The organism is Demequina pilifera (assembly GCF_048814985.1).
Classification (GTDB): domain Bacteria; phylum Actinomycetota; class Actinomycetes; order Actinomycetales; family Demequinaceae; genus Demequina.
The window spans coordinates 326,178-353,174 of record NZ_JBMDTW010000001.1; the positions used below are offsets into that span (position 1 = coordinate 326,178).

At 72.1% G+C, this 26,997-nt stretch carries 18 protein-coding genes and 1 tRNA gene; 6 read left to right on the plus strand and 13 right to left on the minus strand.

What is annotated here, in order from left to right:
• Positions 1–11: 11 nt before the first annotated feature.
• The 4 genes from ACNI14_RS01480 to ACNI14_RS01495 all read right to left on the minus strand — a co-directional run bounded on the left by ACNI14_RS01480 (position 12) and on the right by ACNI14_RS01495 (position 5,938).
• Positions 12–1,289 (minus strand): APC family permease, encoded by a 1,278-nt coding sequence (locus ACNI14_RS01480; RefSeq protein ID WP_420518423.1) that lies wholly within the window; start codon positions 1,287–1,289, stop codon positions 12–14.
• A 151-nt stretch (positions 1,290–1,440) separates the two neighbouring features.
• A tRNA-Met gene (locus tag ACNI14_RS01485) sits at positions 1,441–1,514 on the minus strand.
• A gap of 210 nt (positions 1,515–1,724) precedes the next feature.
• Positions 1,725–4,769, minus strand: coding sequence for a UPF0182 family membrane protein (locus ACNI14_RS01490; RefSeq protein ID WP_420518156.1), 3,045 nt, complete (start codon positions 4,767–4,769; stop codon positions 1,725–1,727).
• A gap of 47 nt (positions 4,770–4,816) precedes the next feature.
• Positions 4,817–5,938 carry a YlbL family protein gene (locus tag ACNI14_RS01495; protein WP_420518157.1) on the minus strand — a complete coding sequence of 374 codons (1,122 nt, stop codon included), beginning with the start codon at positions 5,936–5,938 and terminating at the stop codon, positions 4,817–4,819.
• A 107-nt stretch (positions 5,939–6,045) separates the two neighbouring features.
• Here ACNI14_RS01495 and ACNI14_RS01500 point away from each other — a divergent pair, with 107 nt between their 5' ends.
• The 3 genes from ACNI14_RS01500 (at position 6,046) to ACNI14_RS01510 (ending at position 8,822) form a co-directional block, all read left to right on the plus strand.
• Positions 6,046–7,473, plus strand: coding sequence for a zinc-dependent metalloprotease (locus ACNI14_RS01500; RefSeq protein WP_420518158.1), 1,428 nt, complete (start codon positions 6,046–6,048; stop codon positions 7,471–7,473).
• A gap of 142 nt (positions 7,474–7,615) precedes the next feature.
• Positions 7,616–7,777, plus strand: a complete 162-nt coding sequence (locus tag ACNI14_RS01505) for a DUF5679 domain-containing protein (RefSeq protein ID WP_419390722.1) — start codon at positions 7,616–7,618, stop codon at positions 7,775–7,777.
• A 154-nt stretch (positions 7,778–7,931) separates the two neighbouring features.
• On the plus strand, positions 7,932–8,822 hold the full coding sequence (locus ACNI14_RS01510) for a hypothetical protein (RefSeq protein WP_420518159.1): 891 nt from the start codon (positions 7,932–7,934) through the stop codon (positions 8,820–8,822).
• A 6-nt stretch (positions 8,823–8,828) separates the two neighbouring features.
• Here ACNI14_RS01510 and ACNI14_RS01515 read toward each other — a convergent pair whose 3' ends face one another.
• Both ACNI14_RS01515 and nudC read right to left on the minus strand, forming a co-directional pair.
• Positions 8,829–10,811 carry an ATP-dependent helicase gene (locus tag ACNI14_RS01515; RefSeq protein ID WP_420518160.1) on the minus strand — a complete coding sequence of 661 codons (1,983 nt, stop codon included), beginning with the start codon at positions 10,809–10,811 and terminating at the stop codon, positions 8,829–8,831.
• Between the two features lie 84 nt (positions 10,812–10,895).
• Positions 10,896–11,777 (minus strand): NAD(+) diphosphatase, encoded by an 882-nt coding sequence (gene nudC, locus ACNI14_RS01520; protein WP_420518161.1) that lies wholly within the window; start codon positions 11,775–11,777, stop codon positions 10,896–10,898.
• Between the two features lie 155 nt (positions 11,778–11,932).
• On the opposite strand from nudC, the gene ACNI14_RS01525 reads away from it, so the two are divergent.
• Positions 11,933–12,883 carry a macrolide 2'-phosphotransferase gene (locus tag ACNI14_RS01525; protein ID WP_420518162.1) on the plus strand — a complete coding sequence of 317 codons (951 nt, stop codon included), beginning with the start codon at positions 11,933–11,935 and terminating at the stop codon, positions 12,881–12,883.
• Between the two features lie 67 nt (positions 12,884–12,950).
• Here ACNI14_RS01525 and ACNI14_RS01530 read toward each other — a convergent pair whose 3' ends face one another.
• From ACNI14_RS01530 to ACNI14_RS01545, 4 genes are read right to left on the minus strand one after another with little or no spacing between them, the layout of a single operon-like run.
• Positions 12,951–16,241, minus strand: coding sequence for an ATP-dependent helicase (locus tag ACNI14_RS01530; protein ID WP_420518163.1), 3,291 nt, complete (start codon positions 16,239–16,241; stop codon positions 12,951–12,953).
• A complete protein-coding gene (locus tag ACNI14_RS01535) occupies positions 16,238–19,420 on the minus strand; it encodes a PD-(D/E)XK nuclease family protein (protein WP_420518164.1) in 3,183 nt (1,060 codons plus the stop codon). Before ACNI14_RS01535 ends, ACNI14_RS01530 begins: the two co-directional genes overlap by 4 nt.
• Positions 19,421–19,469: 49 nt before the next feature.
• Positions 19,470–20,444, minus strand: a complete 975-nt coding sequence (locus tag ACNI14_RS01540) for a DUF368 domain-containing protein (protein WP_420518165.1) — start codon at positions 20,442–20,444, stop codon at positions 19,470–19,472.
• 45 nt (positions 20,445–20,489) lie between these two features.
• Positions 20,490–21,446 (minus strand): DUF3152 domain-containing protein, encoded by a 957-nt coding sequence (locus ACNI14_RS01545; RefSeq protein ID WP_420518166.1) that lies wholly within the window; start codon positions 21,444–21,446, stop codon positions 20,490–20,492.
• A gap of 50 nt (positions 21,447–21,496) precedes the next feature.
• On the opposite strand from ACNI14_RS01545, the gene ACNI14_RS01550 reads away from it, so the two are divergent.
• On the plus strand, positions 21,497–21,715 hold the full coding sequence (locus ACNI14_RS01550) for a DUF3107 domain-containing protein (RefSeq protein WP_420518167.1): 219 nt from the start codon (positions 21,497–21,499) through the stop codon (positions 21,713–21,715).
• A 13-nt stretch (positions 21,716–21,728) separates the two neighbouring features.
• Here ACNI14_RS01550 and ACNI14_RS01555 read toward each other — a convergent pair whose 3' ends face one another.
• Positions 21,729–22,235: a gluconokinase gene (locus ACNI14_RS01555; RefSeq protein ID WP_420518168.1), complete on the minus strand. Its 507-nt coding sequence runs from the start codon at positions 22,233–22,235 to the stop codon at positions 21,729–21,731.
• 201 nt (positions 22,236–22,436) lie between these two features.
• On the opposite strand from ACNI14_RS01555, the gene ACNI14_RS01560 reads away from it, so the two are divergent.
• The gene (locus ACNI14_RS01560; RefSeq protein ID WP_420518169.1) at positions 22,437–24,083 is read left to right on the plus strand and encodes a DEAD/DEAH box helicase; all 1,647 of its coding nucleotides are present in this window, start codon (positions 22,437–22,439) and stop codon (positions 24,081–24,083) included.
• On the opposite strand, the gene ACNI14_RS01565 is transcribed toward ACNI14_RS01560, so the two are convergent.
• Positions 24,074–25,240 (minus strand): glycerate kinase family protein, encoded by a 1,167-nt coding sequence (locus ACNI14_RS01565; RefSeq protein WP_420518170.1) that lies wholly within the window; start codon positions 25,238–25,240, stop codon positions 24,074–24,076. The genes ACNI14_RS01560 and ACNI14_RS01565 overlap by 10 nt on opposite strands.
• The gene (locus ACNI14_RS01570) at positions 25,237–26,931 is read right to left on the minus strand and encodes an alpha-amylase family glycosyl hydrolase (protein WP_420518171.1); all 1,695 of its coding nucleotides are present in this window, start codon (positions 26,929–26,931) and stop codon (positions 25,237–25,239) included. Before ACNI14_RS01570 ends, ACNI14_RS01565 begins: the two co-directional genes overlap by 4 nt.
• Positions 26,932–26,997 lie beyond the last annotated feature (66 nt).

Sequence of the window (26,997 nt, forward strand, 5' to 3'; positions counted from 1 at the left end):
CTGCGGAGCGTTCAGCGCCGAGATCTGAAGTGCGCCGCGGTGGCCGCCACCGGCCACCCGACGACCACTCCCAGCAGCGCGATCGCGGGCCACGCCGAGTCTGAGGCGCCCATGAGTGCCACGCCGCCCAGCAGGAGCGAACCGATCAGTCCGACGACGGAGACCGCGACGGGGACGCGCAGCGACGCGGTGCGGCCCGCCCTGCGCTGGGCGGCCGCCGCGACGTTCGCCACCGCGTAGTACGTGAGGATCGTCGCCACCGACACGAGCAGCAGGTCGACCGATGGCGCCCACACCATCGCGACCGCCCCGACTGCGATCGCCGCCTCCGCCCGCGCGGGCGCCCCCGTCCGGCCCTGATGAGCGAGGGAGCCAGGCAGGTCCCCCTGCCTCGCCATCGCCATGGCCGTGCGCCCCGCCCCCGCCATGACTGCCAGCATCGCCCCACCGACCGCCAGCGCCGCGGCGATCGTCACCACGGTCGTGTCGACCCCGAGAGCGCTCGCGAGCGCCGCCAGCGGCGCGTCGCCGAGCGCCGCCGGGTCCGTGCCGCGATCGGAACCGAGCACCCGGCGCAGCACGAACGCCAGGCCCACGTAGAGCGCCAGCACCCACGCCAGCGCGATTCCGATCGCGCGCGGGATGGTGCGCTCGGGGGTGCGCACCTCCTCCCCCAGCGTCGCGATGCGCGCGTAGCCGGCGAAGGCGAAGAAGGCCGCCGAGGCCCCGGCGAGCACCGCCGCCAGGCCCGCCCCCGCATCGGCCGCGTGGGCCTCGAGCGGCGCGGGCGAGAAGCTGCCGAACTCCCGTGGCCCAGCCGTGCCGATCACGATCAGCGCCGTCAGCACGAGGCTGACGACGATGGCGATGACGGTGGCGGCCGCGGCGGTGCGGGTGATGCCGCGCGCGTTGAGCGCCCAGCACAGCGCGATGGCGACGGTGGCGACGGTCTGGGGGTGGCCCGGGACCACATACGTGCCGAGCACGACCGCGCCCACCCCCACCGACGCGGTCTTACCGACGACGAACGACGCTCCCGCGAGCCGGCCCGCGAACGCACCCAGCTCGAACCGGCCATACGAGTACGCGCCGCCCGCGACGGGGTGGCGGGCGGCGAGCTGCGCGGTGGACAGCGCGTTCGCGGTGGCGACCACGGCCGCGATCGCCAGCGCCAGCAGGTACCACTGGCCGGCAGCCAGCACATCGGCCCACATGCCGGAGAACACGCCTGCCCCCAGCATGGACCCCGCACCGATGCCGGTGGCGCCGAGGAGCCCCACGCGGCGCATTGCGATCACCGCCACAGCCTAGGGCTCCGGTGCGGCGTGTCGACGGTCGCGACCGTCACGGACACGTGAAGTTCACCCACGCGCGGAGCACGAGAAGGCCCGGAACGCACAAAAGCCCGGACCTCATGGTCCGGGCTTTTGTTCGCTGTAGTAGCGGGGACAGGATTTGAACCTGCGACCTCCGGGTTATGAGCCCGGCGAGCTACCGAACTGCTCCACCCCGCGTCGGTAATCACTGACTCTACCCGACGGTCCCCGCACCACCAAATCGCGGCGAGGGCGACCGGGATCGGGGGGGAGGCGNACCGAACTGCTCCACCCCGCGTCGGTAATCACTGACTCTACCCGACGGTCCCCGCACCACCAAATCGCGGCGAGGGCGACCGGGATCGGCGGGCCGCCGCTTCAGCGGCCCGCCGATCCCACGCTCGACTGCTAGTTCGTCGGCTCGGTCGTGGGCTCGGGGCTCGCGGCCGAGTCGGGCTGACCGCCGCCCTGGATCGAGGCGATCCGCTGGTCCGCGTCGAGAGCATCCTGCAGCGCCGCGGCGAGCGCGTCCTGCGAGGCTCCGTAGGCGGTGAAGTCCCCGTCCTGCAGCGCGGCCTGGCCATCGTCGATCGCCTGCTGCGCACGCTCGAGGGCGTCGCGCAGGTCGGCCTGGGCTGCATCGAGGTCCGTCTGGGTGCCGGGGTCGACGGGCGTGTCCTCGCCCTCGGACGGCTCGTCTCCCTGTGCAGGGTCGTCGCCCTCGACGGGAGCGTCCCCGGCCTCGCCGGGCGCCACCGCCTCGCCGTCCTCTGTCGGGGGACGTGGGTCCTCGACCGCGCCGTCCGCGGCCCCCTCGCCGAACACCTGGTCGAGGGCCTCCTGCAAGGTCGGCGCGAAGCCCACCTCGTCGCCGAACGCGACGAATACGCGGCGCAGCAGCGGCACTCGCGTGCCCTCGCTGGACTGGACGTACACCGGCTGGACGTACAGCAGGCCGCCGCCCACCGGCAGCGTCAAGAGGTTGCCGTTGACCACGTCGGTCTCACCCTGGCGGAGCAGGTTCAGCGTCTCCTGCGCGTCGGAGTTCGAGTTGAAGTTGTTCTGCACCTGACCCGGTCCGGGGATCGTGGTGTCACGCGGCAGCTCGAGCAGCCGCAGCTGGCCATAGCCCTCGGCGACCTCGCCCGGAGTGGAACCGGTCTCGGAATCCGCCGCCAGATACCCCGTGAGGATGTTGCGGTCGGTGTTACCGCCGGGAATGAAGTTGCTGGTGAGCGAGAACGAGGGCTCGTCCTGGCCCGGCATCTGCAGCGACAGGTAGTACGGGGGCTGCATGCCCGCGCCCGCCTGCGTCGGGTCCGGCGGCGTGGACCAGATGTCCTGGCCCGAGTAGAACGCCGAGGCGTCGGTCACGTGGTAGCGCTGGAGCTGGTGGCGCTGGATCGAGAACAGGTCCTCGGGGTAGCGCAGGTGGCTCATCAGGTCGCCGCTGATCTCGGACATGGGCTCGAACGCGGTGGGGAAGATGTTCTGCCAAGTGTTGAGGATGGCGTCGTCCTCGTCCCACGCGTAGAGCGTCACCGACCCGTCGTACGCGTCGACGGTCGCCTTGACCGAGTTGCGCAGGTAGTTGAGAGAGGTCGGGAACGCCGCGTTCGCCGAGCCGGCGAAGATGCCGGTCGCCTCGACCGGCGCGGAGTACGGGAACGAACCCGTCGTGGTGTAGCCGTCGACGACCCACACGACCCGCTCATCGACCACTGCGGGGTAGGTGGTCTGGTCGAGCTCAAGGTACGGCGCGACCTTCGCGACGCGCTGAAGCGGGTCGCGGTCGTACAGGATCTGCGACTCGCTGGTGACGCGGTCGGAGAACAGGATCTGCTCCTCGCCGAACTTGATCGCGTACAGGATCTTCTCGAGGAAGCCGCCCACGCTCGGGCCGCCCTCGCCCTCATACGTCGTGTTCACCTGGCCGGTGGGCGAGGCGTCGTCCGGGTAGTCGAGCTCCCACGGCGTCGTGCCGTCGGGAGCGCCCACGATCGAGTAGTCGGGAAGCGTCTGCCCGAAGTAGATGCGCGGCTCGTAGTCGCCGAGGCCACCGTTGGAGGGGATGTTGCCCTCGTAGAACGCGGGCTGACCGTCCACGGTGGTGCGGTTGCCGTACGCGGCCACGACGCCGAAGCCGTGCGTGAACACCGTGTGGTCGTTGACCCAGCTGCGGTTCTCATTGGACAGGCCGTCGAGGTCGAGCTCGCGCACCGCGATCACGGTGTCGCGGGACTCGCCGTCGATCGTGTAGCGGTCGACCGCGAGCTGGTCGCCGAAGTTGTAGTACTGGCGGTTCTGCTGCAGCTGCTGGAACGCGGGCGAGACCACGTTGGGGTCGAGCAGACGGATCTGGGTCGTGGTCTCCGCGTCGGCCCTGAGGTCCTCCGCTCCCGCCTCCGTGGCGGCCTGATACTGCATGGTCTCGATGTCGTCGAGCCCGTACGCGTACGTGGTCGCGTCGATGTTGCGCTGAATGTAGGGCTCCTGCAGCGTCTGCGCGTTGGGCTCGACCTGGAAGCGCTCCACGACGGCCGGGTAGATGCCGCCGATGACGAGGGCGGACAGCACCATCAGGGACACGCCGACGGCGGGGATGCGCCAATCACCGCGCCAGATGACGGCCAGGAACAGCAGGCCGACCAGCACCGCGATGCCGACCAGCACCGTGCGGCCGGGAAGGATCGCGTTGATGTCCGTGTAGGACGCGCCGTAGAAGCGATCAGCCTCCGAGTTCAGCAGCGCGAAACGGTCCAGCCAGTAGTTGGCGGCGATGCCGAGCATGACGATGAGTCCCGAGATCGCGAGCTGGATCCTGGCGCCGCCCGCCGCGACGAACCCACGACCGCCACCGATGCCCCCGTACAGCAGGTGGACGAACGCGGCGAGGATCGTGCTCAGGATCGCGATCGTGAGCACGAAGCCCACCAGCGTCTGCAGCACCGGCAGCGTGAACACGTAGAACGACGCGTCCAGGCCGAACTCGGGGTCCGCGACCCCGAACTGCTCGTGGTTCAGCCACGCGAGGAAGTCCACCCAACGAGCGGACATCGCGAGGCCCGCGATCAGTCCGACGAAGGCGGGCAGCGCCACCATGACGATCTTCTCGAGCGGCTGGATCTGCTCGCGGTACTGGTCGAGCGTGGTGCGCTTGCCAGTCACGGCGGGTCGCACGCGGCGCGCGACCCACAGGGTGAGCCAGACCGCCAGGGCCGCGATCAGCCCGAACCCGAAGAACAGCACCGCTCGCGTGATCCACTGCGTGGCCAGCACCTCGGTGAAGCCCAACTGGCGGAACCATGCGATCTCGGTCCAGATCTGCGCAGTGATCACCGTGACCACCACCAGCGCGCCGATGACCACCCCGGTGATGAACAGCGGGGAGCGTCGGCGTGGGGCCTGCACGGAGCGAGGCGGGGTAGGACGGCGGTCGTCGTCGAACGTCACAGGTGATTCCTTCTTCGCAGTTGAGTCAACTCAAGGGTAGTTCAGTGTCAGCCGCAAGACTGCAGCCCTTCGGTGTCGCCGCTTCCAATGCCGACCACGGCGCTATAGGCATCGTCGAGGGTATCCACTGAATAGACGTCGAGACCGTCGGGGACGTTCCCGACGACCTCGCCGCAATTCTCGACCGGCGCGAGGAAGTGCTCCGCCCCCGACTGAACGGCGCCGTGCATCTTCATCGTGATCCCGCCGATGGGGCCCACGTCACCGGACGCGTTGATGGTTCCCGTCCCAGCGACGCGCGAGCCGTCCAGCTCGTCGGCCTCGGTCAGCATGTCCATGATGGCGAGCGAGAACATCAGGCCCGCGCTGGGCCCTCCCACGGAGTCGATCTGGACGGTGACGTCGATGGGGAGATCGAACTGGGGGTCGATGCCGAGTCCCATCAACGCGCCGCCGCTGCCGTCGTCGAGAGTCGCGAATGAGGCCTCGGACCTCTCGCCGCCGCGCTCGTACCCCACGGTCACCTCGTCGCCGGGGGCGGTCTTCGCGAGCTCGTCCGACAGCGCAGAGAAGGTCGGCACGTTCACCCCGTTCAGCGACACGATGACGTCGCCCAGCTCGAGCACCCCGTTCGCGTTCGAAGTCTCGATGACCTCGGCGATCTCCAGTTCGGCCGGCACCGGCCGGTCGAGGGCCTCGAGCGCCGCGACGGAGGCGGATTCCTGCGAGGTGATCCACGCCTGCGCGGACCTCTCCTCGAAGACCTCCTCCTGATCGGGGGTGCCGAACACCTCCTCCTCGGGCACGACATACGTCGCGTCCTCTGCCCACCCACGCAGCACACGGCCCAGCGTGAAGGCGGATGAGCTGCCCCTGGCCACGGACACGGTGGTGAGCCGGAGCTCGCCGGATGCGGGGAAGGTGTCCGTCCCCTGAATCGCGACCAACGGCACGCCGTCGACCTCGGAGAGCGTGTCGAACGTAGGACCGGGGCCGCCGATGGCGAAAGGCGCCGGGAGGACGGAGAGCACGGCGATCAGGACCGATGCGCCCAATCCGGTGAGGGCGAGCACCAGGGAGCGGCGGTCGCCTGGGTCGCGATGCTCGGCTGGGGCGGGGCCGTCGACGCCACGGGCGTCGACGGGCGTCGGAGGGGGAACGGCGCTCACGCGCCCATCATTGCTCATAGCGAACGGCGTGCCCAAACCGCCGATGCGTTCGTTACTTTGGAAGAACGTGCGCGCCGGGCGCCCGTCACCACCTCCAGGAGCCTTACGTGACCGACGACCAGACCCCGTGGATGCGCCTGCTGCGCGAACTGTTCGGTGACGACGCCGAGTCCGCGCTCGAGGAGCTCGAGCGGATGGGCATGGATCCCGCCGCTCTGGCGCAGGCCAGCGGCATGCTGTCCAACCCCGCCATGATGGACCACGTTCTCGGCCAGATCCGCGCTCTGGTGGCGCAGTCTCAGGGCGAGGACGTGAACTGGCAGCTCGCCCACGACGTGGCGCGCGGCGTCGCCGCACAAGGCGGCGACCCGACCGTCACCGCACACGTCGCCGCCGAGCATCGCGCCGCCGTGTCGCGCGCGGAGCTGTGGCTCGACGCGGCGACGGACTTCAACCCATCGGGCCGCGAGCCCCGCGTGTGGAGTCGCGCCGAGTGGATCGAGGCGACGATGCCCACGTGGCGAGTGCTGGCAGGACCAGTCGCCACCAGCGTGTCCCAGGCGCTCAGCGGAATCCTGCGGGCCGAGGGTGACGCTCCGGGGCTGGGCGCCGAGTCATCGGCGCTCGTCGGATCCGTGAGCCCGACGGTATGCGGCATGCACGTGGGTCAGGCGGCGGGCGAGATGGCGCGAGACGCCTTCGGGGCCACTGACCTGGGATTCCCGCTGCTGGCCGAACCGCGCGTGGTGCTCGTGCCAGGCGCCATCGATGCGTTCGCCGACGGGCTCGGCATCCCCGAGGACGAGGTGCGTGCGTACATCGCGCTGCGGGAGGCCGCGCACGTGCGGCTGTTCTCGGCGGTGCAGTGGCTGCCCGGGCATCTCCACAACCTGATCGAGAAGTACGCGGCGGGGATCAGCATCGATGTCGAGGCCCTCGACGATGCCGTGCGGGACGTGGGATTCGAGGAGCCGACCAAGCTCCAAGAGGCGCTCACGCAGGGAATCTTCGCCTCGCATCACAGTGACGAGCAGCGCGAGACGCTCGAGTCGATCGAGACGCTCCTCGCCCTGGTCGAGGGCTGGGTCCAGGAGATCACGGTGCGCGCAGCCGCACCTCACCTGCCGTCGATCGGAGCGCTCCGAGAGATGATGCAGCGCCGACGCGCCACCGGCGGCCCCGCCGAGGATGCCTTCGCGACACTGTTGGGCCTCGAGCTGCGGCCGCGCCGCATGCGCGACGCGGCTGCGCTGTGGTCGCGGCTCAGCCTCGACGCGGGGCCCGAGGCGCGCGACACGGTGTGGTCGCATCCCGACGTGCTGCCGGGGGCGGAGGCGCTGGACGACCCGCAGGCGTGGGTCGCACGCTGGCTGAGCGGCGCCGAGGAGGACGACGTCGACCGGGCGCTCGAGGCGCTGCTTGCCGGCGGCCTCGGAGACGACGAGGAAGGGCAGGAGAGCGATCGCCCTGACACCGGCACGGCCCAGTCCGACGCGCCTGATGACGGCCCGGATGGCGGGACCCCGCGCGGCTGACGCGTCGACCGGCGCGACACGGCACGCGCGTGCTTGTCCCGCTTTGCGGTTCCGTCCGTCTACGCTTGAGGGGATCGGCCCGCAGGGGCCACCGGAGCCGCGCGCGCATGGCGCACGGCGATCCAAGTGAAGGAGATGCCTCATGGCTGATGAAACATACAAGGGCGAGTTCTACTGCGTGAAGTGCAAGGAGAAGCGCGAGACCGAGGGCAACGTCGTTGTCTCGGAGAACGGTCGCCGCATGGCGAAGGCCACGTGCCCCGTGTGCAGCACCAAGCTGAACCGCATCCTCGGCAAGGCGTAACGACCGCCTCACCGCATTGTCGAACGCGGGCCGCCCCTGAGGGGCGGCCCGCGTTCTGCGTTGTGGAGGGCCGCGGGCCGCGCGGCCGCACAGCCTGGCGCATTCCGCCTGTGGACAACGGCCGCCGCCGCCGCGTGCCTGGCACGCTGGCCCCATGTCCATCGACGCCGACACGCACCTGAACCCGGCCGCCCCCGTGCTGGCGCTGCCGGGCTCCGGCGTGCAGGTGGGATGGGACGTGCCACTCGTGCTCGCGGACGTGACGCCAGCCGAGGCCCGGTTCCTGCGCTCTCTGGAGGGCGGCCGGCGCATCGGCGCAGCCGAGCGGCGCAGGCACGCCGACCTGCTGGGCCGGCTGGCAGAGCGCGGCCTGTTGACGACCGGCAGGGCGCCCACCGCAGGCGACCGATGCGTCCGGATCCACGGCGCCGGCGCCCTCGGCACCGAGGCCGCGATCGCCCTCGCTCGCGCGGGGGTCGCGCTCACGGTGGTGGACGGCGCGCGCGCCCGGGTCGGAACGGCCCCACACCTTCCCGATCCCGACTGCGGCGCCGTCGCCCTCTCTCACGTGCGCCACGCCGTGCCCGCCGCACAGCTGCGCGGTGCGAATGCGGACGCCGCGCTCGACGTGCTCATCTCCTCGGGCCCCGCAGTCACGCGAGCGCGGACGCTGCTGGTCGCCGACCAGCCTCACCTGCTCGTCGAGTGCGGCGAGGCGACGGTGCGGGTGGGGCCGTTGGTGGTGCCGGGAGTCACCCGCTGCGCGACGTGCATCGGACTGAGCCGGACCGATTCGCGCCCGGAGTGGCCGCTGCTCGCACTCCAGGGCGACTCGCGGCGGCCCCGCGTGGACCCCGTCGCCGCCACGATCGCCGGTGCACTGGTGGCGCATGAGGCGATCGCCTTCATGGACGGCCGGCCCGCCACCACGTGGAGCGTCGGCGGGCATGGAGTGAGCGCCCTCGCGGCCGAGCCGCCGCACCCGGACTGCCGATGCACCGACGCCCGCATCGAGGCGGACGCCGCCGCGCTGCACGGCGCGTGAGGGCGCTCAGTTGTCCGCGACCACCCTGAGGATCTGCGCGCCGAACTGGTCGAGCTTCGAGGCGCCCACGCCCCTGACCGTCGCCAGCGCGCCGATGGTCGCCGGGCGTGCTTGCGCGATCTCGACCAGCGATGCGTCCGTGAGGACGGTGTACGCGGGCTTCGAGGACTCCTGCGCGAGGTCGAGCCGCCACGTGCGCAGCGCCTCGAACAGGTGAGCCTGGTCTGCGTCCAGGTCCGCGATCTTGCCCGCCGCCTTGGCGCGGCGCTGCGGGGGGCGGCCGGCCTCGGGCCACCAGCGCTCGAGGAACCGGGTGCGCTTGCGGGTCGCGCGGCCGCCGGCCTTGCGCGACCGCGCGAAGCTGAGCAGCAGGTGCTCGCGCGCTCGCGTCACGGCGACATACAGCAGCCGGCGCTCCTCCTCGATCGCCTGGGGTGCCTCGGCGAGCGAGATCGGCATCAGCCCCTCGGAGCAGCCGATGATGAAGACGGCGTCCCATTCGAGGCCCTTCGCCGCGTGCATCGTGGTCAGGGTGACTCCCTCGACCGCCGGGGCGTGCTGCGCCTGCGCGCGCTCGGCGAGGTGCTCGACGAACTCCCTCATGGTGGCGTTGCCGCCGCCGTCGGCGTCGAAGTCGTCCGCGAGCTGCACGAGCGCCTGAAGCGACTCCCAGCGGTCCCTCACCGCTCCTCGTGCGGCCGGGGCCTGCTCCGTCCACCCCGCGTCGGCGATCGCGTCGCGCACCTGCTCGCCTATCGGCGAGTCCGTCGCGCCCACCGCGGCCCCGCGCAGCAGCACCATCGCCCGCCTTACCTCGTCACGGTCGAAGAACCGCCGTCCACCGCGAATCAGGTAGCCGATGCCGCGGTTGGCAAGGGCGTCCTCCAGTTCCTCGGACTGGCTGTTGGTGCGGTAGAGCACGGCGATCTCGGAGGCGGCCAGCCCCGACGAGATGAGCCGCTCGATCCGTTCTGCGACCGCCGCGGCCTCCGACGCATCGTCGTCGTAGGCCGTGAACACCGGGTCCGGCCCCGAGGGGCGCTGGGCGACGAGCTCGACGCCGGTGCGCGCGACGCCCCGGGCCGACATCAGGCCGTTGGCGAGGTTCACGACCTGCGGGGTCGACCGATAGTCGCGCACCAGCCGGACCACGGTGGCGTCCGGGTGGGTGCGCTCGAAGTCGAGCAGGTGGCGGGGCGAAGCCCCCGCGAACGAGTAGATGGTCTGCGCCGGATCGCCGACCACGCACAGCTCCTCGCGGCCGCCCAGCCACTGGTCCAGAAGGAACTGCTGCAATGGCGACACGTCCTGGTACTCGTCGACCACGAAGTGGCGGTACTGGCGGCGGATCTGCTCGCCCACCTCGCCGTGACGACCGATCATGTCCGCGAGCAGCAGCAGGATGTCCTCGAAGTCGAGCACCACCGCCTCGGTCTTGGCGTCCTCGTACGCGCGCATCACGTCGACCACCTGGCGCCTCTCGACGCCCGCCGGGGCGGGACGCCCGGAGTCGGCGGTGACCTGCGCGTAGTCCTCTGCCCCGACGAGGGACACCTTCGCCCACTCGATCTCGCTGGCGAGGTCGCGGACCGTGAGGCGGTCCGGGCTGAGGCCCACCTGGCGGGCGGCGCGGCCGACGAGCGAGGCCTTCTGCTCGACGAGCCGGGGGATCTGCCCGCCCACCACCTGCGGCCAGAAGTAGCTCAGCTGCCGCAGCGCGGCGGCGTGGAAGGTGCGCGCCTGGACGCCTTGAGCGCCGAGCGCACGCAGCCGCTCGCGCATCTCGCCCGCGGCGCGGGCGGTGAAGGTCACGGCCAGCACGGACTGCGGCGTGTAGGCGTTGACGCGCACGCCGTATGCGATGCGGTGCGTGATGGCCCGGGTTTTGCCCGTGCCGGCGCCCGCGAGCACGCACACCGGCCCGTGCAGGGCGGTGGCGACGTCGCGCTGCTCGGGATCGAGCGCGTCGAGGATCTGGTCTGCTGACATCTCCGGCATTGTGTCAGGCGGCGGTGACACCGGACCACCGCGATGGCGCGCCTCGCCCGGCGTCGCAGGCCGTGACGCCGGCGGCTACGGCAGCGTTGCGCCGTACCACTCCTCGAGCAGGCGCCGCGCGATGGACCCGGCCGGAGCGAGCACGAGCGTGCCATCGGCGACCCGCGCGTCGAGCTCGGCGCGGGTCACCCACATCGCTGCGGAGATCTCGTCGTCGTCGAGCACGAACGCGGGGTCGTCCACGCGTGCGCGAAAGCCGACCATGACCGACGCGGGGAACGGCCACGGCTGCGAGCCCGCGTACGTCAGGTCGCGCAGCCGCAGTCCGGATTCCTCCGCGACCTCCCGGTGGGCGGCTTGCTCGAGGCTCTCGCCCGGCTCGACATAGCCGGCGAGATGCGAATAGCGATTCTCGGACCAGTGGCTCGCGTGCGCCATCAGCAGGCGGTCGTCCCCATCGGTGATGGCCACGATCACTGCGGGGTCCGTGCGCGGGTAGTGATCCTGCCCGTCCGCCTCGCAGCGGCGCACCCAGCCGCCCATGCGCGGCTCGGTCGGGTTGCCGCACCGTGCGCAGCGCGGGTGGGACGCGTGCCACAGCGAGATCGCCACCGCCGTCGTCGCGAGCTCGCGGTCGCGGGCCCCGTCGAGGCCCCGCGCGGCGAACAGACCCAGCAGCTCACGCAAAGGGGTCATGCGCGCTCCCGGCACCGCTACCTCGTCGAGCGAGTCCGGCACGATCGCCACGAGGTCCCGCTCCCTCTCGCGCCCCAAGTAGATCTGGAGGCCGTGGGCGGGCCGCTGCCCGGCCGCAAGCTCGACCAGGTCGCCGTCGACCGCCAGCACCGCGCCGTCCTTCACGACCACCGCATCGGCCGTCGCCATGTCGACCTGTTCGCGGCGCTCGCTGGCGCGGTCGATGATCAGGGGGCCGTCCAAGAGCAGGCGATGATTCACCCTTTCACGCTACGCCACCGCGCGCTCCGGTCTCGCGCCACGCGGCCGATGCGGGTGCGCCTCAGCCACTCTGCGCGGCGGGCGACCGGGGCGGCCCGCATGCCCGGGCGGCGTGGACTGTGGCATCCGGTCGGGTGAGGTCCTATCGTGAGTTCGTGCCACGTTCCCCGCTCGCCCTCGCCGCTCTCGCGTCTGTCGCTGTACCCGGCCTCGATGTGTATGACGTGCTGCGCAGCCCCCACACCGACGCGGACTTCGACGTGGTCGTGGTCAAGGACGCCACCGGCACCCGATGGATCGTGCGGGCACCCAAGCGCCCGGCGGCAGGCGCTGCGCTGGAGGCGGAGCGCGGCCTGCTCGACGCCCTCGCTCGCGCCCACGACACCGGGCTGCTGTCCTTCGACGTGCCCCGGCCGCGCGGCACGGCCACCATGGCCGAGGCCGAGGGCGGGCGTGCCGTCGTGTACTCCGAGGTGAGCGGGAGCGCGCTGGTGCTGTCGCGGCTCGAGCCGGGACCCGGTCTGGCGGCCGGGCTGGGTCGTGCGCTCGCCCAGATCCACGAGCTGTCGCCGTCGCTGGTCGAGGACGAAGGCCTTCCCGCCTACACCGCCGAGGAGTACCGGTCGAGGCGCATGGCGGAACTCGATGCGGGCATTCAGACGGGCCGAGTGCCGCCGCGCCTCGCCGACCGCTGGGAGCACCAGCTCGAGAACGTGGCGTGGTGGCGGTTCGAGCCCACCGTGGTCCACGGGGACCTCGGCGAGCATCAGATCATGGTGTCGGGCGACCGGGTCTCGGGGGTCGTGGACTGGATGGATGCGCGCGTCGCGGATCCGGCCGACGACCTCGCGTGGCTCGTCGCCGCCGCTCCCGACGACGCGCTGGAGTCCGTGATCGAGGCCTACCGCATGGCCCGCCGCGAATCGCGCGACCCGCACCTGCTCGACAGGGCCCGACTGTCCTCGGAGCTCGCGCTGCTGCAGTGGATGATGTTCGGCGTCCGGACGGACAACGAGGACGTGATCGGGGACGGGGCGGGCATGCTCGCGGACCTCGAGGCCCTGCTGTTCGACGACGAGTCGGCGGACGACGACACGGACGAGTAGACGACACGGACGAATAGACGACACAGACGAGTAGCGGCGGCGCCCGGCTCGCGGCCGGGCGGGATGATCAGCCGTCGCCGGAGATGAGCGCGACGATCTCGTCTCGTGTGAGGAGAGCGTCGGGAGACACCGTCACGTCCTCGGCCACGTAGTAGAAGGCCGCGTCGACGTCTGCGAGCGGGATGCCCTTCCACTCGGACCAGGCCAGTCGATAGACCGCCAGCTGCACCTCTCGCGCCGCACGCTCCACGGGGTCTCGTGGTGGGCGGCCGGACTTCCAGTCGACGACGGTGATGCGGTCCAGGCCGCCGCCCGCGGGGAACACCGCGTCGATGCGGGAGCGGATCGTCACCCCCGCGATCGGCACCTCCACGTCGACCTCGATGTCGCTCGGCTGGCGGTCGGACCAGACCGAGGCGGCGAACGTCTCCTTCAGGCGCTCAAGATCGGGCGACATGTCTCCGTCGGGGTCGAGGTCCTCGGGGCCCAGCAGCGGCACGTGCCCGTACTGGGTCTCGATCCAGGCGTGGAGCGCGGATCCCCGTTGCGCCGCGAGCGACGGCTCCTGAGGCACGGGCCGGCGCAGCTGCACGGCGAAGGCGTCGCGATCGCGGCGCATGGACACGAGCGCCGAGGCGGACAGGTGAGCGGGCAGCGACACCTCTGGAGCGTCGCGGGAGCGTCGCTCGCGCTCGTCGAGCATCGCGTCGATCTCGGTGGACAGCGGCAGGGTCGACGGGTCCGCGCCCGGGGTCCCGCCGCGGCGCACGGCGCCTCCCAGCGCGCGGCGCCGCCGGCGTGCGGGCGAGTCGGGCCGGGGCCATGCCGCCGTGTGCACGGCAGGCTCGGGGGGCTCGGCGTCGCCGTCGGGCTCCGGCGCCCAATCCGCTGTGCTCAGCACTCCGGCGTCGACCAGCTCGGTGACGAACGGCGAGGGCTGGCGCACCGTCTTCCCTCCGGCGTACCACGAGCCTGACACCAGCACATGGCTGCGGGCGCGCGTGAGCGCCACGTAGAACAGCCTCCGCTCCTCGTCCACGCGGTGCGCCCCGGCGGCGGCACGAAAGTCCGAAATGGTGTCGCTCAGGCTCGCATGATCGACGGCCCCTCGCAGGTGCCACGACGGCAGCCGGTCGGCGTCCATGCGCAGCGGCCACGGCACCTCAGGGTCGCTGCTCAGCCACGCGCCGTCCTCGTGCCTGCCGTGGAAGTTCATGAACATCGGGAAGCGCCCGTCCGTCGCGCCCGGCACCGCGACGACGTCCCATTCGAGGCCCTTCGCGGAGTGGACGGTCAGCACCTGGACCGCCCCCGGTTCCGGGTCCTTGACCGGGGCGTCGAGGCCGCGCTCCTCGCTGCGCGCGGCGTCGACCCAGCTCAGAAAGGCGCCGAGCGTCGCGTGCTCGGCCCCCTGCGAGAACGTGCGGGCGGCATCGAGAAAGGCGTCGACGTTGCGGCGCAGCCGCCCGTCGGGCCTCGCCACCTCCGCCTCGATGTCGAGGCACCACACCCGCTCCGCGAATGCCACGAGCTCCGTCAGCGGCAAATAGGTGTGCTCACGCAGGTGGCGCACGGTGCGCCGCAGGCGTTCGAGGCGCAACCGGGCCTCGGGGGTGAACGCGCGGCCGTCTCGCGACTGCCACCCGGCGGGCGGCAGGTCTTCGAGGGCGTCGACGATGCTCGCGGCCGCCTCGCGATCGGCGCGACTGCCCGCGAGCGTCTCGGCGCGATCCTTCAACGCCATGAGATCCCTCGGTCCCAGGTTGACGCGCTCCGACGTCAGCAGGCGCATGAGCGCGTCGCCGCGCGAAGGGTCGTGCGCGACCTCGAGCAGCGCAAGCAGGTCCGCGACCTCGGGGGTGTCGAGCAGCCCGCCCAGTCCCACCACCTCGTAATCGATGCCCCTGCGCTCGAGCTCGTCGACCACGAGCGGGATGGTCGCACGGCGGCGGCACAGCACGGCCGCCTCGACCGTCCGAGGCAACGCTCGGCCCGCGCCGTCGGTGACGAAGGCGCCGTCGTCGCCACGCCACGGGCGGCCGTGGCCGAGCTCGTCGCGCCTGGCGCTGAGGTAGTCGACTACATACTCAATCTCGTCCTCGGCCGTCGCCGCCATGTGGGCAGCCACTCCTGGGGCGTCCCGCTCGGGCTCGGGCACCCCGAGCAGCGCCGCGCGGGACGCGAGCCTCTCGACCGCAACGCTCGACGACTCGCGCAACGGATCCGCCGCGGCGTTCGCGGCATCGAGGATCGCGCCCTCGTTGCGCCACGACACGGACAGGCTCTCCTGGCGCACGCGGTCCGGCCCCCCGAACCGCGTCACGAAGTCCTCGAGAGCGGCCGCCGACGCCCCCCTGAAGCCGTAGATCGCCTGGTTCGGGTCGCCGACCGCCATGACAGGGTGGTCGGCCCCGAACATGTCGCCGAACAGCCGCAGCTGGGCCGGAGAGGTGTCCTGGAACTCGTCGAGCAGCACGGCGCGGTAGCGGGACCGCTCGATCTGCTGCACCGCCGGCAGCCCGGCGAGCTCGACCGCGACGGCCACCTGATCCGAGAAGTCCAGCAGCGCGCCCTGGTGCTTGCGTGCCTGGAAGTCCTCGACGAGATCGGTCATCGCCAGCAGCGTGCGCAGCTTGCCGATGCGGCCCGCCAGCGCGGCGGTCATCGTCCCGGGGACGCCGTCGCCCACCTTCTTGGGGAGGCCGTCGAGGAAGGCCAACGTGTCCTGCAGCCAGTCCCGCAACGACGCGGGAGTCACGCCGTGCTCGCGCATCTGCGCGGCCAGTCGGGGCAACGAGCCGCGCACGGTGCCGGGGGCGGAGTCGGTCTCGAGCGCCGCCGTCCACTCCTCGAGGGAACGGGCGGCGAGCTGCCAGAGCGCCGCGTCCGTCACGACGGTCGAATCCGGGTCCACGCCGACCCGCAGGCCGTGCTCGGCGGCGAGTGCGGCCGCGTAGGCGTTGTAGGTGGCGACGGTCGGAGCGGGACGCTCCGGATCCCGGCGACGGCGCTGCCGACCGTCGGGCCCGGTCTCGACCGGGTCCCACACCCGCGAGATGCGTTCGTCGGCGCGCTCGGCGATCTCGGCCGCCGCCTTGCGCGTGAACGTCAGACACAGAATCTCGTCGGGAGCGATGTCCTCGCCGAACAGTTCCCGGGCGTGGTCCAGCAGGTGCACGATCCGCATGGACAGCGTCTCGGTCTTGCCCGAGCCGGCGCCCGCGACGACGAGCATGGGCTCGGTACCGGCGCCGATGATGCGGGCCTGCTCGGCGGTGGGCGGGCGGCCGGGCGCGATCAGCTCGGCCAGGGCCTCCACGGTGCGCGCGCGCCCTTCGACGACTCCATCGACGCTCACGCGTCACTCACCTGCCCGCCGACCGCGTGCGCGGGGCACGACCTGCGGATGGGGCAGTGGGGGCACGTCGCGTTGGGCGTGGCCATGAATGCGCGCGCCCGCATGGTGGCGACGGCCGAGTCCAGCTCCGCCCGCGCATCGGCCTCATCGATGGCTGGCTGCGGGACGACGGTGCCCTTGCGCGCCGCGCCCTTCCCCACGAACACCAGGGCCGCATCGCTGGCACGATCCACGCCCTCGAACGCGCCGTGGTTCGCAACCAGCTGGTACAGCATCAGCTGGCCGTTGTCGGCGCCCTCGGCGCGCGTGATCGCGGCGCCGGTCTTGAGGTCGACGATCCGCGCCACGTCGCCGGAGATCTCCACCCGGTCGGCGATTCCCGAGACGCGCGCCTTGTCGAAGACCACCCCGAAGCCCTGCTCGACGACCACGCGGTCCGCCGTGACGCCGGCGAGGTACCGGGCGAGGCGGCCCACCATGTCGCGCGCGCTGTCAAACTGGAGTCGTTCGAGCCAGGTGTCCCTGCCGCCGATCTCCCCCCAGCGGCGCTCGAGCTCTGCCACCATCGCCTCCTCGTCGCCGTCGGGAAGCGCGGCGGCGATCTCGTGAACGAGGGATCCCACGTGCTGCGCGTCGGTGCTCTCCGCGGTGCCGCCCGCGGTCTCCAGCGCCCACTTGAGCGCGCAGGCGCGGACGGCGTCGAGCCGCGAGGGCGACACGCGGACCTCGGCCTCGTCGCTCCAGAACCCCTCCGTGGTCGTGACCTCGGGGACGCCGTGCCAGTCGTCGGGGTCCGCTCCGGGCACGCCGGCGTCCGCCAGACGGGCGAGCTGACCGGCGGCGCCGTCGAGCACGGCGGCGGCGGGCGCGTCGGACGGGTCCTCCTCGAGGCGGCTCGCGGCGCCGAGGCCGTCCGCCCTCAATCGCGCCACCGCCGCGCGCAGGTCCGCGACCCCGCGCGGCGCCGCGGCATCGGACCTCACCACGCCGGCGGCGTCCTCGATGAGCGCGAGATAGCGGGAAGGACGAGACTCGCCATCGTCCACCGCTGTGACCACGAGCCGCGTGCGCGCGCGCGACACGGCCACGAGCAGTGCCCTGGACTCGTCGTCGAGCACTGCTCGCCGTGCGCCGTGCAGATCGCGCGGACCGCGGGCGCCCGCGATCAGCTCATCCGTGACCGACCCCTCGGCGACCAGCTCCGCGAAGGCCTGCGCACCCAGCACCGAGTCGCGCAGCCGCAGGTCGGGCCACGACCCCTCCTCGACGCCGGCGATCGCGACCACATCCCACTCGCGGCCAGCGGCTGATGCCGGGGTGCAGAAGGTCACGACGTCGGCGGATTGCCCGCGCGCGCCCAAGGAGTCGGCGGCGAACTCCTGACCCTCGAGGTGTTCGAGGAACGCGGCGGCATCCGCTTCCGGAAGCCGCTCCGAGAACGTCTGCGCCGCCCGCATCAGCGCCATCACCGCATCGAGATCGGCATCGTCGCGTGCGGATCCCGCGAGCGCGGCCTCCCGCCACCGATCGCCGACCCCGATGGCGTCCCAGGCCGACCACAGCACCGCCCCGGGCGTGGCGGCGGGCTCATGGATGCGCGCTCGTGCCGCCTCCGCGGCCCGCGAGGCGCGGGCCGCTGCGCGCGCCTCAGGCACATCGAGAGACGCCCATCGCGCGGGATCCGCCATGGCCTCCACGACCAGCTCGGCACTCGACCGCTGGCCGCCGCCAGACCGCTCCTCACGCACGAGCGCCCGCCTCAGCCTCCGCAGCGCCACGGCGTCGAGCCCGATCAGGCGCGAGCCCAGCACGTCGATGGCCCGGTCCTCGTCCCACTGCTCCCCGAGTGCGATACGCACGATCTGCAGCAGCGGAGCGACGGCGGGCTCCCGATGAAGCGCGGTGCCGTCGCCCAGCGCCTCGCACGGGATGTCGGCGCCGAGCAGGTCGGATCGGAGCGCCCTCAACTGGGCGCTCGACCGGGCGATGACGGCCATCCGTCCCCACGGGATCGAAGGGCCGTCGAGCCCGTGCCTGGCACGTCGCAGTTCGGCCGCGATCGCACGCGATTGGCCGAAGGAGTGCGCTGCCGTCAGCACGGTGACCGGTGAGGCCGGGTCGTCGAGCCCCCGGTGGGCCGCGCGCGCGGAACCCACGCCCTTCACGCCGATGCGCTCGGCGACGGCGGCGGCGACGCGGGCCAGCCCCGCGCTCTGGCGATGGCGGGTCACCAGCTCGACGTGGCTCGCTCGCCCGAGAGCGCCGCTCGCGGCGCTGGCAAGACCCTGCGGAAGCGCCCCTCGGTATCCCTGCACGGCCTGGTCCGCGTTGCCGAGCAGCATGAGTCGGGCGCCGCCGCCGGCCATCGCGCGCAGGAGCGCGGTGGTGGCTGCGGTCGATTCCTGATGGTCGTCGACGATCACGATGTCCCATGCCGGGGTCGGGCCCCCAGCCACGTCGCTCCAGTGGTCGAGCACCCATGCCGCCTGCGCCGCGACCGTCGCGGGATCGTGCCGCTCACCTTGGTCGGACGGCATCGACCGCAGGGCCGTGACCAGTTCGTACTCATCCATCACCGCCGCGGCGGCGACCCATTCCTGCCGCCCCACGCGCTCGCCGAGCTCCCGCAGCTCCTCCGCGGTGCGGCCCGATTCGGCCGCACGCATCAGCAGGTCGCGAAGCTCGCCGCGAAACCCGGCCAGCACAGTCGCCTCAGGCGGGACCACGCCGGTCCAGTCGACCCGTGCGCCCTCGCCACGGGCGTGGCCCGCGAGCAGCTCGCGCAGAATCGAGTCCTGCTCGGCACCCGTGATCAGTGCCGGGGCGGGACGGTCGAGCGAGGCCGCCTGGGCCGCGAGCACACTGTGCGCCGCGGACGCCGAGGTGCGAACCATGGGCACGCCGCTCGGCCTGCCCATCGCCAGGCTGACGCGGTCCCTGAGGCTCGCGGCGGCGCGACGAGTGGGGGCGAGCACGAGCACACGCTCCGGAGGGATGCCGGCATCGACCGCGGCCACAGCCGCCGCCATCGCCACGGTGGTCTTGCCCGTGCCCGGAGCCCCCGTCACGACCACATGCCCCGTGCGTGACACGAGCGCATCGACCGCCGCGCGCTGCCCGTCGTCCAGCGGCGTCGCGTGACCGGCCGGCGCGGGCGGGACAAGTCGGATCCGCGTCATGACGTCACTTCACCACACCGGTCCGACACGACTGCGCCGACGACCGCGCTCACCGATGCTCGGGAGGGCCGACCTGCTGGACGTCCGCAGCCGCGCGCTGAGCCGCGAGTCGCTCGACGACCAGCAACGTGACCACCGCCGCGACGCCGACGGCGAAGAGCGCGAGGACCGGCCCGAGCGCGCCCGACGGCGCCTGCAGCACGGCGTCCTCCGACTGCCACGGCCACAGCGCCCGCAGCGAGCCCAGCATCAGCCCTGTCATCGCGGCGAGCGTGACCGCACGACGGTGCTCCAGCAACCACTCCAGCCCCGTCACGAACAGCGACAGCCCCACGACGGCGCCGGCCGCGAACGCGCCCAGGTACGCCAGGTCCCGGTCGTTGACCGCGCCGAGGGTGGGCGCGTACATGCCCAGCACGAGCAGCAGGAACGAGCCCGACACTCCGGGCAGCACGAGCGCACACACCGCGAACGATGCGGCGACTGCCACGAGCCACAGCGAGGGATCCGCACGCTCGACGCCCGTCAGGCCCGTGAAGAAGAACGCCGCGACGGCCGCGACGAGCGCCACCGCGCCCTCCCGCGCGCCCCACCGGCCTACCATCCGCGCGGGCACGATCAGCGACGCGACGATGAGCCCCGCGAACAGCGCGCGCGTCTGGATCGGGTGGGACTCGATGAGCGGCGCGAGGGTCGCGGACACGAGCACGATCGCGGTGAGCATGCCGAGTCCCAGCGGGATGAGCGTGCCCCACTTCACCCGGGCGAAGTGCTCGCGAGCCGGCGCGAGGTCGGTGCGGCGCACCAGCGCGCCCGCGGCCGCCACGACGCCCCGCACGAGCTCGCCCGCGCTCATGATGATGGTCTCGTAGACCCCCACCACCAGCGCGAGGGTGCCGCCCGACACCCCGGGCACGACTTCGACGGCACCGATGACTCCGCCTCGCAGGACGTCGAGAGCGGCGATGCCCGCACGGCGCGCGCGAGCCGGCGTGGACGGTCCAGTGGCGGGGTCGACAGGCATGCCGCGAAGTCTACCGACGCGCCTCACCGCGGCCTGCGACGCGCGCTACTCGCCTTCGTCGCGCGCGCTCGAGGTCGCGTCGGGCGACGGGCTGGGCGTCGGAACGGGCTCGTCGGGCCAGGTCCACGGGTTGGGTTCGCACTCCCCGGGCAGCTCCGACTGGTCCGTCGTGACCAGCGCGCGACCCGAGGTGCACTCGGTCTCCGACTCGCCCAGCGCATGGCCCACGAAGTGGTTCACCAGGTACTGCCGCGCTCCCGTGCGATCCTCGCCGTACGCATCCAGCCCGGCGATCCAGTCGTAGTGGTCGAGCATCACCAGCCCCTGATCGGCGCACGAGGTCGACGCTGCGGAGGAGTCAGGATCGGACGTCGCCGCGGTGGTCGGATCCACCGCGGGATCGGGGCTCCCCGAGGGGTCCATGAGGGCTCCCGCGGGCGCGGTCGCGTGCGGGTCGGGGCACGTGAGGGCCGCGGTGGCGGGGCTGGCGAGCACGATGCGCAAGTCCGGCGCCCCACCCGTGGGCACGAACTCGAAGCGACCGCGAGCGCCCCAGCCGCGCGGATCGTTCAGGGTGTCGAGGACGAAATTGCCCAGCGCCCCGCCATTCATCCCCAGGCCCTCCTCGTACTCGACGCGCACCCAGCGCACCGAGGCGCCGCCGCCGGACGGCTCGCCGTCGACGGTGACCGTCGCGAAGGTCTGCTCGCCGGCGCGCACCACGTCGAGCGATGCCACCCCCGCGAGGCGGTCGGCATCGTCCCGTTCGCGGTCGATCGGCTCCAGCGGCGGCAGGCTCACATCGGCCGTCGGGGTGGCCGTGGCGCTCGGCGACGGAGAGGGGCTGGGCTCCGGGGCGGCCAGGCGGTCGGCGACGACCCCCGTCCCCCAGCCGACGCCAATGCCGGCCGCGAAGGCCACGACGATGACGAGGGCGATGGATCCGAGGCCGGGCAGGGAGATTCCCCTGCCCGCGAACACGCGTCTGCCGCCATCACTCACCCCCCTACGATAATCAGTAGCCAGCAGTGAACAGACCTCGGGAGGTCAGCGTGGAAGTCAGGATCGGCGTTCAGAACGTGTCACGAGAGATCGTGATCGAGACCGACATGACGGCCGATGCGGTGGCAGAGGCGGTCGCGGGAGCGATGGCTGGGGCCACTCTCGACCTCACCGACGAGAAGGGACGACGCGTCGTCGTGCCTTCCGGTGCAGTCGGCTACGTCGAGACCGGCGAGGAGACCAAGCGACGCGTCGGATTCGGGGCCTGACGCGGCTGGTGCGTCACTGGGCGGCGGAATCGACGATCGAGCGGGCCACCAGCGTCGCGCCTTCGGGCGAGTAGTTCTGGACGGCCACCGTGCCGCCGATCTCGTCCGGCTCGAGCGGCTCGAGCGCCGCGTACTGGGAGTCGAGCAGTCCAGGCGGCGCGAAGTGGCCGTCGTGCTCGGCGCGCCGGCGCACCCGCGGTTCGAGGACGCTCTGCGGGGCCGCGAGGTGAACGAACACGACCTCCTCCCCCGCGACGTCTCGAATGCAGTCCCGGTAGACGCGCTTGAGCGCCGAACACGCGATCACGCCCCGGTCCTGGCCCTCGAGCCATGTCGCCACTGCCTCGAGCCACGGCCACCGATCCTCGTCGGTGAGGGCGATCCCGGCGGCCATCTTGGCGACCGCCGCCTCCGAGTGGAGGTCGTCGCCGTCGCGGAACTCCGCCTTGAGCTCGTGGGCGAGACGCATGCCGACCGTCGACTTGCCGCAACCCGTCACACCCATCACCACTATGCGCATACGCGCCAGCGTAGATGGCGATCCTGGCCACGCGCGGCACGTGGGGCTAGAATGAGCGTGACCCGGGGCTGACCGGTCGTCATGAGAAACGCGGTGCCGCTGGAGATAGCGCTGGCCGCAAGGACAATGATTCGCGATCGGCTGCCCGCCGATAGGACGCGATTCCTCGCGCCCGCGAACCACCCGAGGATTCACCCCACCATGACTGAAACGCACGCCAGTGTGCATACCGCAGACCAGACCTTTGCAGACTTCAAGATCAACCCGCTGATCGCCGAGGCCCTCGCGGAGGGCGGCATCGTGAGCCCCTTCCCGATCCAGGCGATGACCCTCCCGGTCGCGCTCGGCGGCCACGACATCATCGGCCAGGCCAAGACCGGAACGGGCAAGACCCTCGGCTTCGGCGTCCCGCTGCTGCACCGCACCGCCTCCCCCGGCGAGCCTGGCTACGACGAGCTCGACGAGCCCGGCAAGCCCCAGGCGCTCGTGGTCGCCCCCACCCGCGAGCTCGCGGTACAGGTCGCCGGCGACCTGCAGAACGCATCCAAGAAGCGCTCCACGCGGATCGCGCAGATCTACGGCGGTCGCGCATACGAGCCACAGATCGACACGCTGAACCGTGGCGTCGAGGTCGTGGTCGGCACCCCCGGGCGCATGATCGACCTGCTCAACCAGGGGCACCTCGACCTGCGCTACGTGCGCACCGTCGTGCTCGATGAGGCCGACGAGATGCTGGACCTCGGGTTCCTGCCCGACGTCGAGCGCCTGCTGGCCGCGACCCCTGCCTCGCGCCACACCATGCTGTTCTCCGCGACCATGCCCGGCCCGGTCGTGCAGCTCGCGCGTCGCTACATGATCCAGCCCACCCACATCCGCGCCGCCGACCCGGACGACGACGGCGCCACCGTCAAGGCGACCAAGCAGTTCGTCTACCGTGCTCACGCCATGGACAAGGTCGAGGTGCTCGCCCGCATCCTCCAGGCCGAGGGACGCGGTCGCACCATCGTGTTCGCGCGCACCAAGCGCACCGCGGCGAAGGTGTCGGACGACCTGCGTGACCGCGGCTTCGCCGCCGGGGCTCTGCACGGGGACCTGGGACAGGGGGCGCGCGAACAGGCGCTGCGCGCCTTCCGGCACACCAAGATCGACGTGCTGGTCGCGACCGACGTGGCCGCGCGCGGCATCGACGTCGACGACGTCACCCACGTCATCAACTACCAGTGCCCCGAGGACGAGAAGACGTACCTGCACCGCATCGGCCGCACGGGCCGCGCCGGCAAGACCGGAGTCGCCGTGACCTTCGTCGATTGGGATGACCTCCCCCGCTGGTCGATGATCGACAAGTCCCTCGACCTCGGCTACCCGGAGCCCGAGGAGACCTACTCGAACTCCCCGCACCTGTACGAGGAGCTGAGCATTCCCGCCGGCACCAAGGGCCGCCTGCCCCGCAGCGAGCGCACTCTCGAGGGGCTCGAGGGCGAGACCCTCGAGGACCTCGGCGAGACCGGCAAGAAGCCGGGCGGCGATCGCGGTGGCCGCGATGGCGGCCGCGGCGAGGGCCGTGGTCGAGGAGGCCAGGGCGGCGGACGCGGCGAGGGCCGCGGACGTGGCGGTCGTGGCGAGGGCGGCGGTCGTGGCGGTCGTGGCGAGGGCGGCGGTCGTGGCGAGGGCGGCGGCCGCGATGGCGGTGGACGCGGCGGCTCAGACCGTCCCCGTGGCGATCGCGACGGCTCAGCTCAGCCCAGCCGCGAGGGCGAGGGCGAGGGCGGGCAGCCGCGCAAGCGCAACCGTCGCCGTCGTCGCAGCGGTGGCCAGGGTGGCCAGGGTGGCAATCAGTCTCAGGACTGATCCGCCGCGCTCGGCCGCTGGGCTCGGACCGCGTGCGTGAGCGCGGCGACCTGCCCCGCGACGCTCGTCAGCGCCGCTCGCGCCACCTCGGGGTCCATCGCCTCCGCCAGGGTGCGTGGCTGGGTGTGAATGCTCAGCAGAGCATCGACGCCCGCCACGGCGACACCGGGCTCGATTGCACCGGCGAGCGCGACCACTACGGGCGTGCCCGCCCTGCGCGCGGTCGTCGCCACGGTCTGTGGAACCTTGCCCAAAGCCGTCTGAGAGTCGATGCGGCCCTCGCCGGTGATGACCAGGTCCACTGCGGCGAACACCGCGGGCCCGCACGCGTCCAGCAGCCACGACGCGCCGGGAACGAGCGGCGCCCCGAGCGCCGCCAGCGCGGCGCCTAGCCCCCCGGCTGCGCCCGCTCCGGGCACCGAGCTGGCGCGCCCTCCCAGGGCGTGCGACCACAGACGCATGCCGCGCTCGAGCACCTCGACGACCTCCGCATCGGCACCCTTCTGCGGGCCGAACAGCCGTGCGGCCCCCGTGCGTCCCAGAAGCGGGGAACTCACGTCCGTCAGGCCTACGAGCTCGACGCCGCCCAGGTCCGGCGGCGTCCAATGCGCCGCGCCCCGCGCGACCGGATTCCCATCCTCAGGGTGGAGCGGCACTCCCGCCGCATCGGTGATCGAGCCGCCCAGGCCGACGATCAGGCCTGCGCCGCCATCCGTGCACCCCGTGCCGCCGAGCCCCACCACGAGCCGCTCGGGGGCGTGAGCCTCGATCAGGGCACGCAGGTGCAGACCGAGACCGTACGACGTCGCATGCCACGGTGACGACGGATCGGGCCTTCCGTCCGGGCCCGCCTGCAGAAGCGGCAGGCCCAGCAGCGACGCCGACTCGACCACTACGGCGTCGCCGATGCGCACGTGCGGGACAGTGCATGCGCGGCCACGCAGATCAGTGCCCTCACTCTGCCCGCGCACCGCGCCGGGAAGGTGGCACAGCGCGTCGACCGTGCCCTCTCCCCCGTCCGCCATCGGCACGACGGTGACCTGCGCATCGGCGATCCGCTCCGTGATGCCGCGCGCGATCGCGCGTCCCGCCTCCGCGCTGGTGAGCGAGCCCTTGAACGAGTCGACCGCGACGGCGACCCGCAGCGGACCTGTCATTCTCGCGCCAGCCACAGCACACCGTCCGGAGGCAGGGTGACGCCCTCGTGTCGCGCGCCCGTCAGCAGGTCGTGCCCCCTCAGCATCGGCAACGACGCGTCGCGGCGCGAGACGTTCACCACGGCCGTCACCTCCTCATGCCCCCGACCCCGTCGCAGCGCGACGACCTGGTCGCCCAGGTCCAGGACCTCCTGCGGCGAGTAGGGATCGAACGCGGGCTGCTCGCGGCGCACGCGGAGCATGGCCACGATTCCCTCGAGCATGCCACGCCGTCGGGGCGAGGTGACGGTCTCGTCCAGGAGGGCGTCGGCGTCGAGCTTCTCGCGATTGATGCGGCGGTTGATGCCGGAGGCCACCATTCCCTCGATGTCCCCCGTCGATCCATAGAGCGAGTGGAGGTAGATCGCCGGCACGCCCACCATCGCGAGCAGGATGGCGTGGGCCGCGAGTCCGCGGCGCACCACCAGTCGCGGGTCGTCGCGCGCCTCGTCGTCCACGAGTGCGTCGAGGTAGTTCACATTGAGCTCGTAGACGCTGCGGGAACCGTCCGGCTCGGTCGCATGGGCCGCGCGTCCTCCCGCGGACTCGGCTCGGCGCACCAGTGCGGCGCGTTCCGCGTCGTCCAAGATCCCGAGCGTGGGGCGCAGGCCGACGCCATCGTGGCTGGCGAGGAACGTGAACCACGTCGCGTCGCTCCCCAAGTCCTCGAGGGAGGCCGCCCATCGCGTCAGCCGGCCGCTCGACCCGGAGACGAAGGAGTGCAGCACGAGCGGCGGCAGCGCGAACTGATAGACCATGTGCGCCTCGTCGGTGAGGTTGCCGAAGTACGAGACGTTGTCGCGGTGAGGCACGTTGGTCTCGGTGAGAAGCCGCACACCCGGAGCGAGCTCGTCCAGCATCGCGCGCCACATCTTGATGATCGCGTGGGTGCCCGGCCGGTGGATGCACGACGTTCCGCTGTCCTTCCACAGGTAGCCGATCGCGTCGAGCCGGATGGTGTCCGCTCCCCGGGCGACGTACGTGAGCAGCACGTCGGTGAGCTCCGCCAGCACGGCGGGCTCTGCCACATTGAGATCGACCTGGTCGGGACCGAACGTGGTCCATGCGCGCGCGAGCGTGCCGTCCTGGCGCGGGTACTCGTGGACCAGATCCGTGGTGCGCGGACGCACCACCGCGGATGTGTCGAAGTCTGCGGAGGGCTGGATGAAGTAGCCGCGCCTGCGCTCCGAGCCCGCCAGCCATTCCCGGAACCACGGCGAGGACGCCGAGAGGTGGTTCGCGACGAAGTCGAGGGCAATTCCTCGCGTGCGTCCCAGGCTCTCCACGTCACCCCAGTCGCCCAGCTGCGGGTCGACTTCGCGATAGTCGACCACCGCGAAGCCGTCGTCCGAGGTCCACGGGAAGATCGGCAGGAGGTGCACGTCGGAGATCTCGTCCGCCACCGTCTGGTCCAGGACCCGCCGGAGGGTTCGCAACGGGCGCTCGCCTTCCCGGCGGATCGAGTCCCCATACGCGATGAGGAAGGCCGACCTCTCGGTGAGAGGCGCGGTCTGGCGCCTGCTCAGCGTCTCACGGTGTCGGGCCGCGACGTCCAGCAGCCGGTCATTGATGTCGGAAGCGACCCCCGCATCGCCCGTGAGCACGGCGATATGGGGGGCAAGCGCTCGGGCTAGCGCGCTGTTAGTGACCACCACGTTCTCCCCGGTGTCCTCATGTGCACTCCGGCCTCGTCGCCCATGCACTCTTTAGCGATAGTC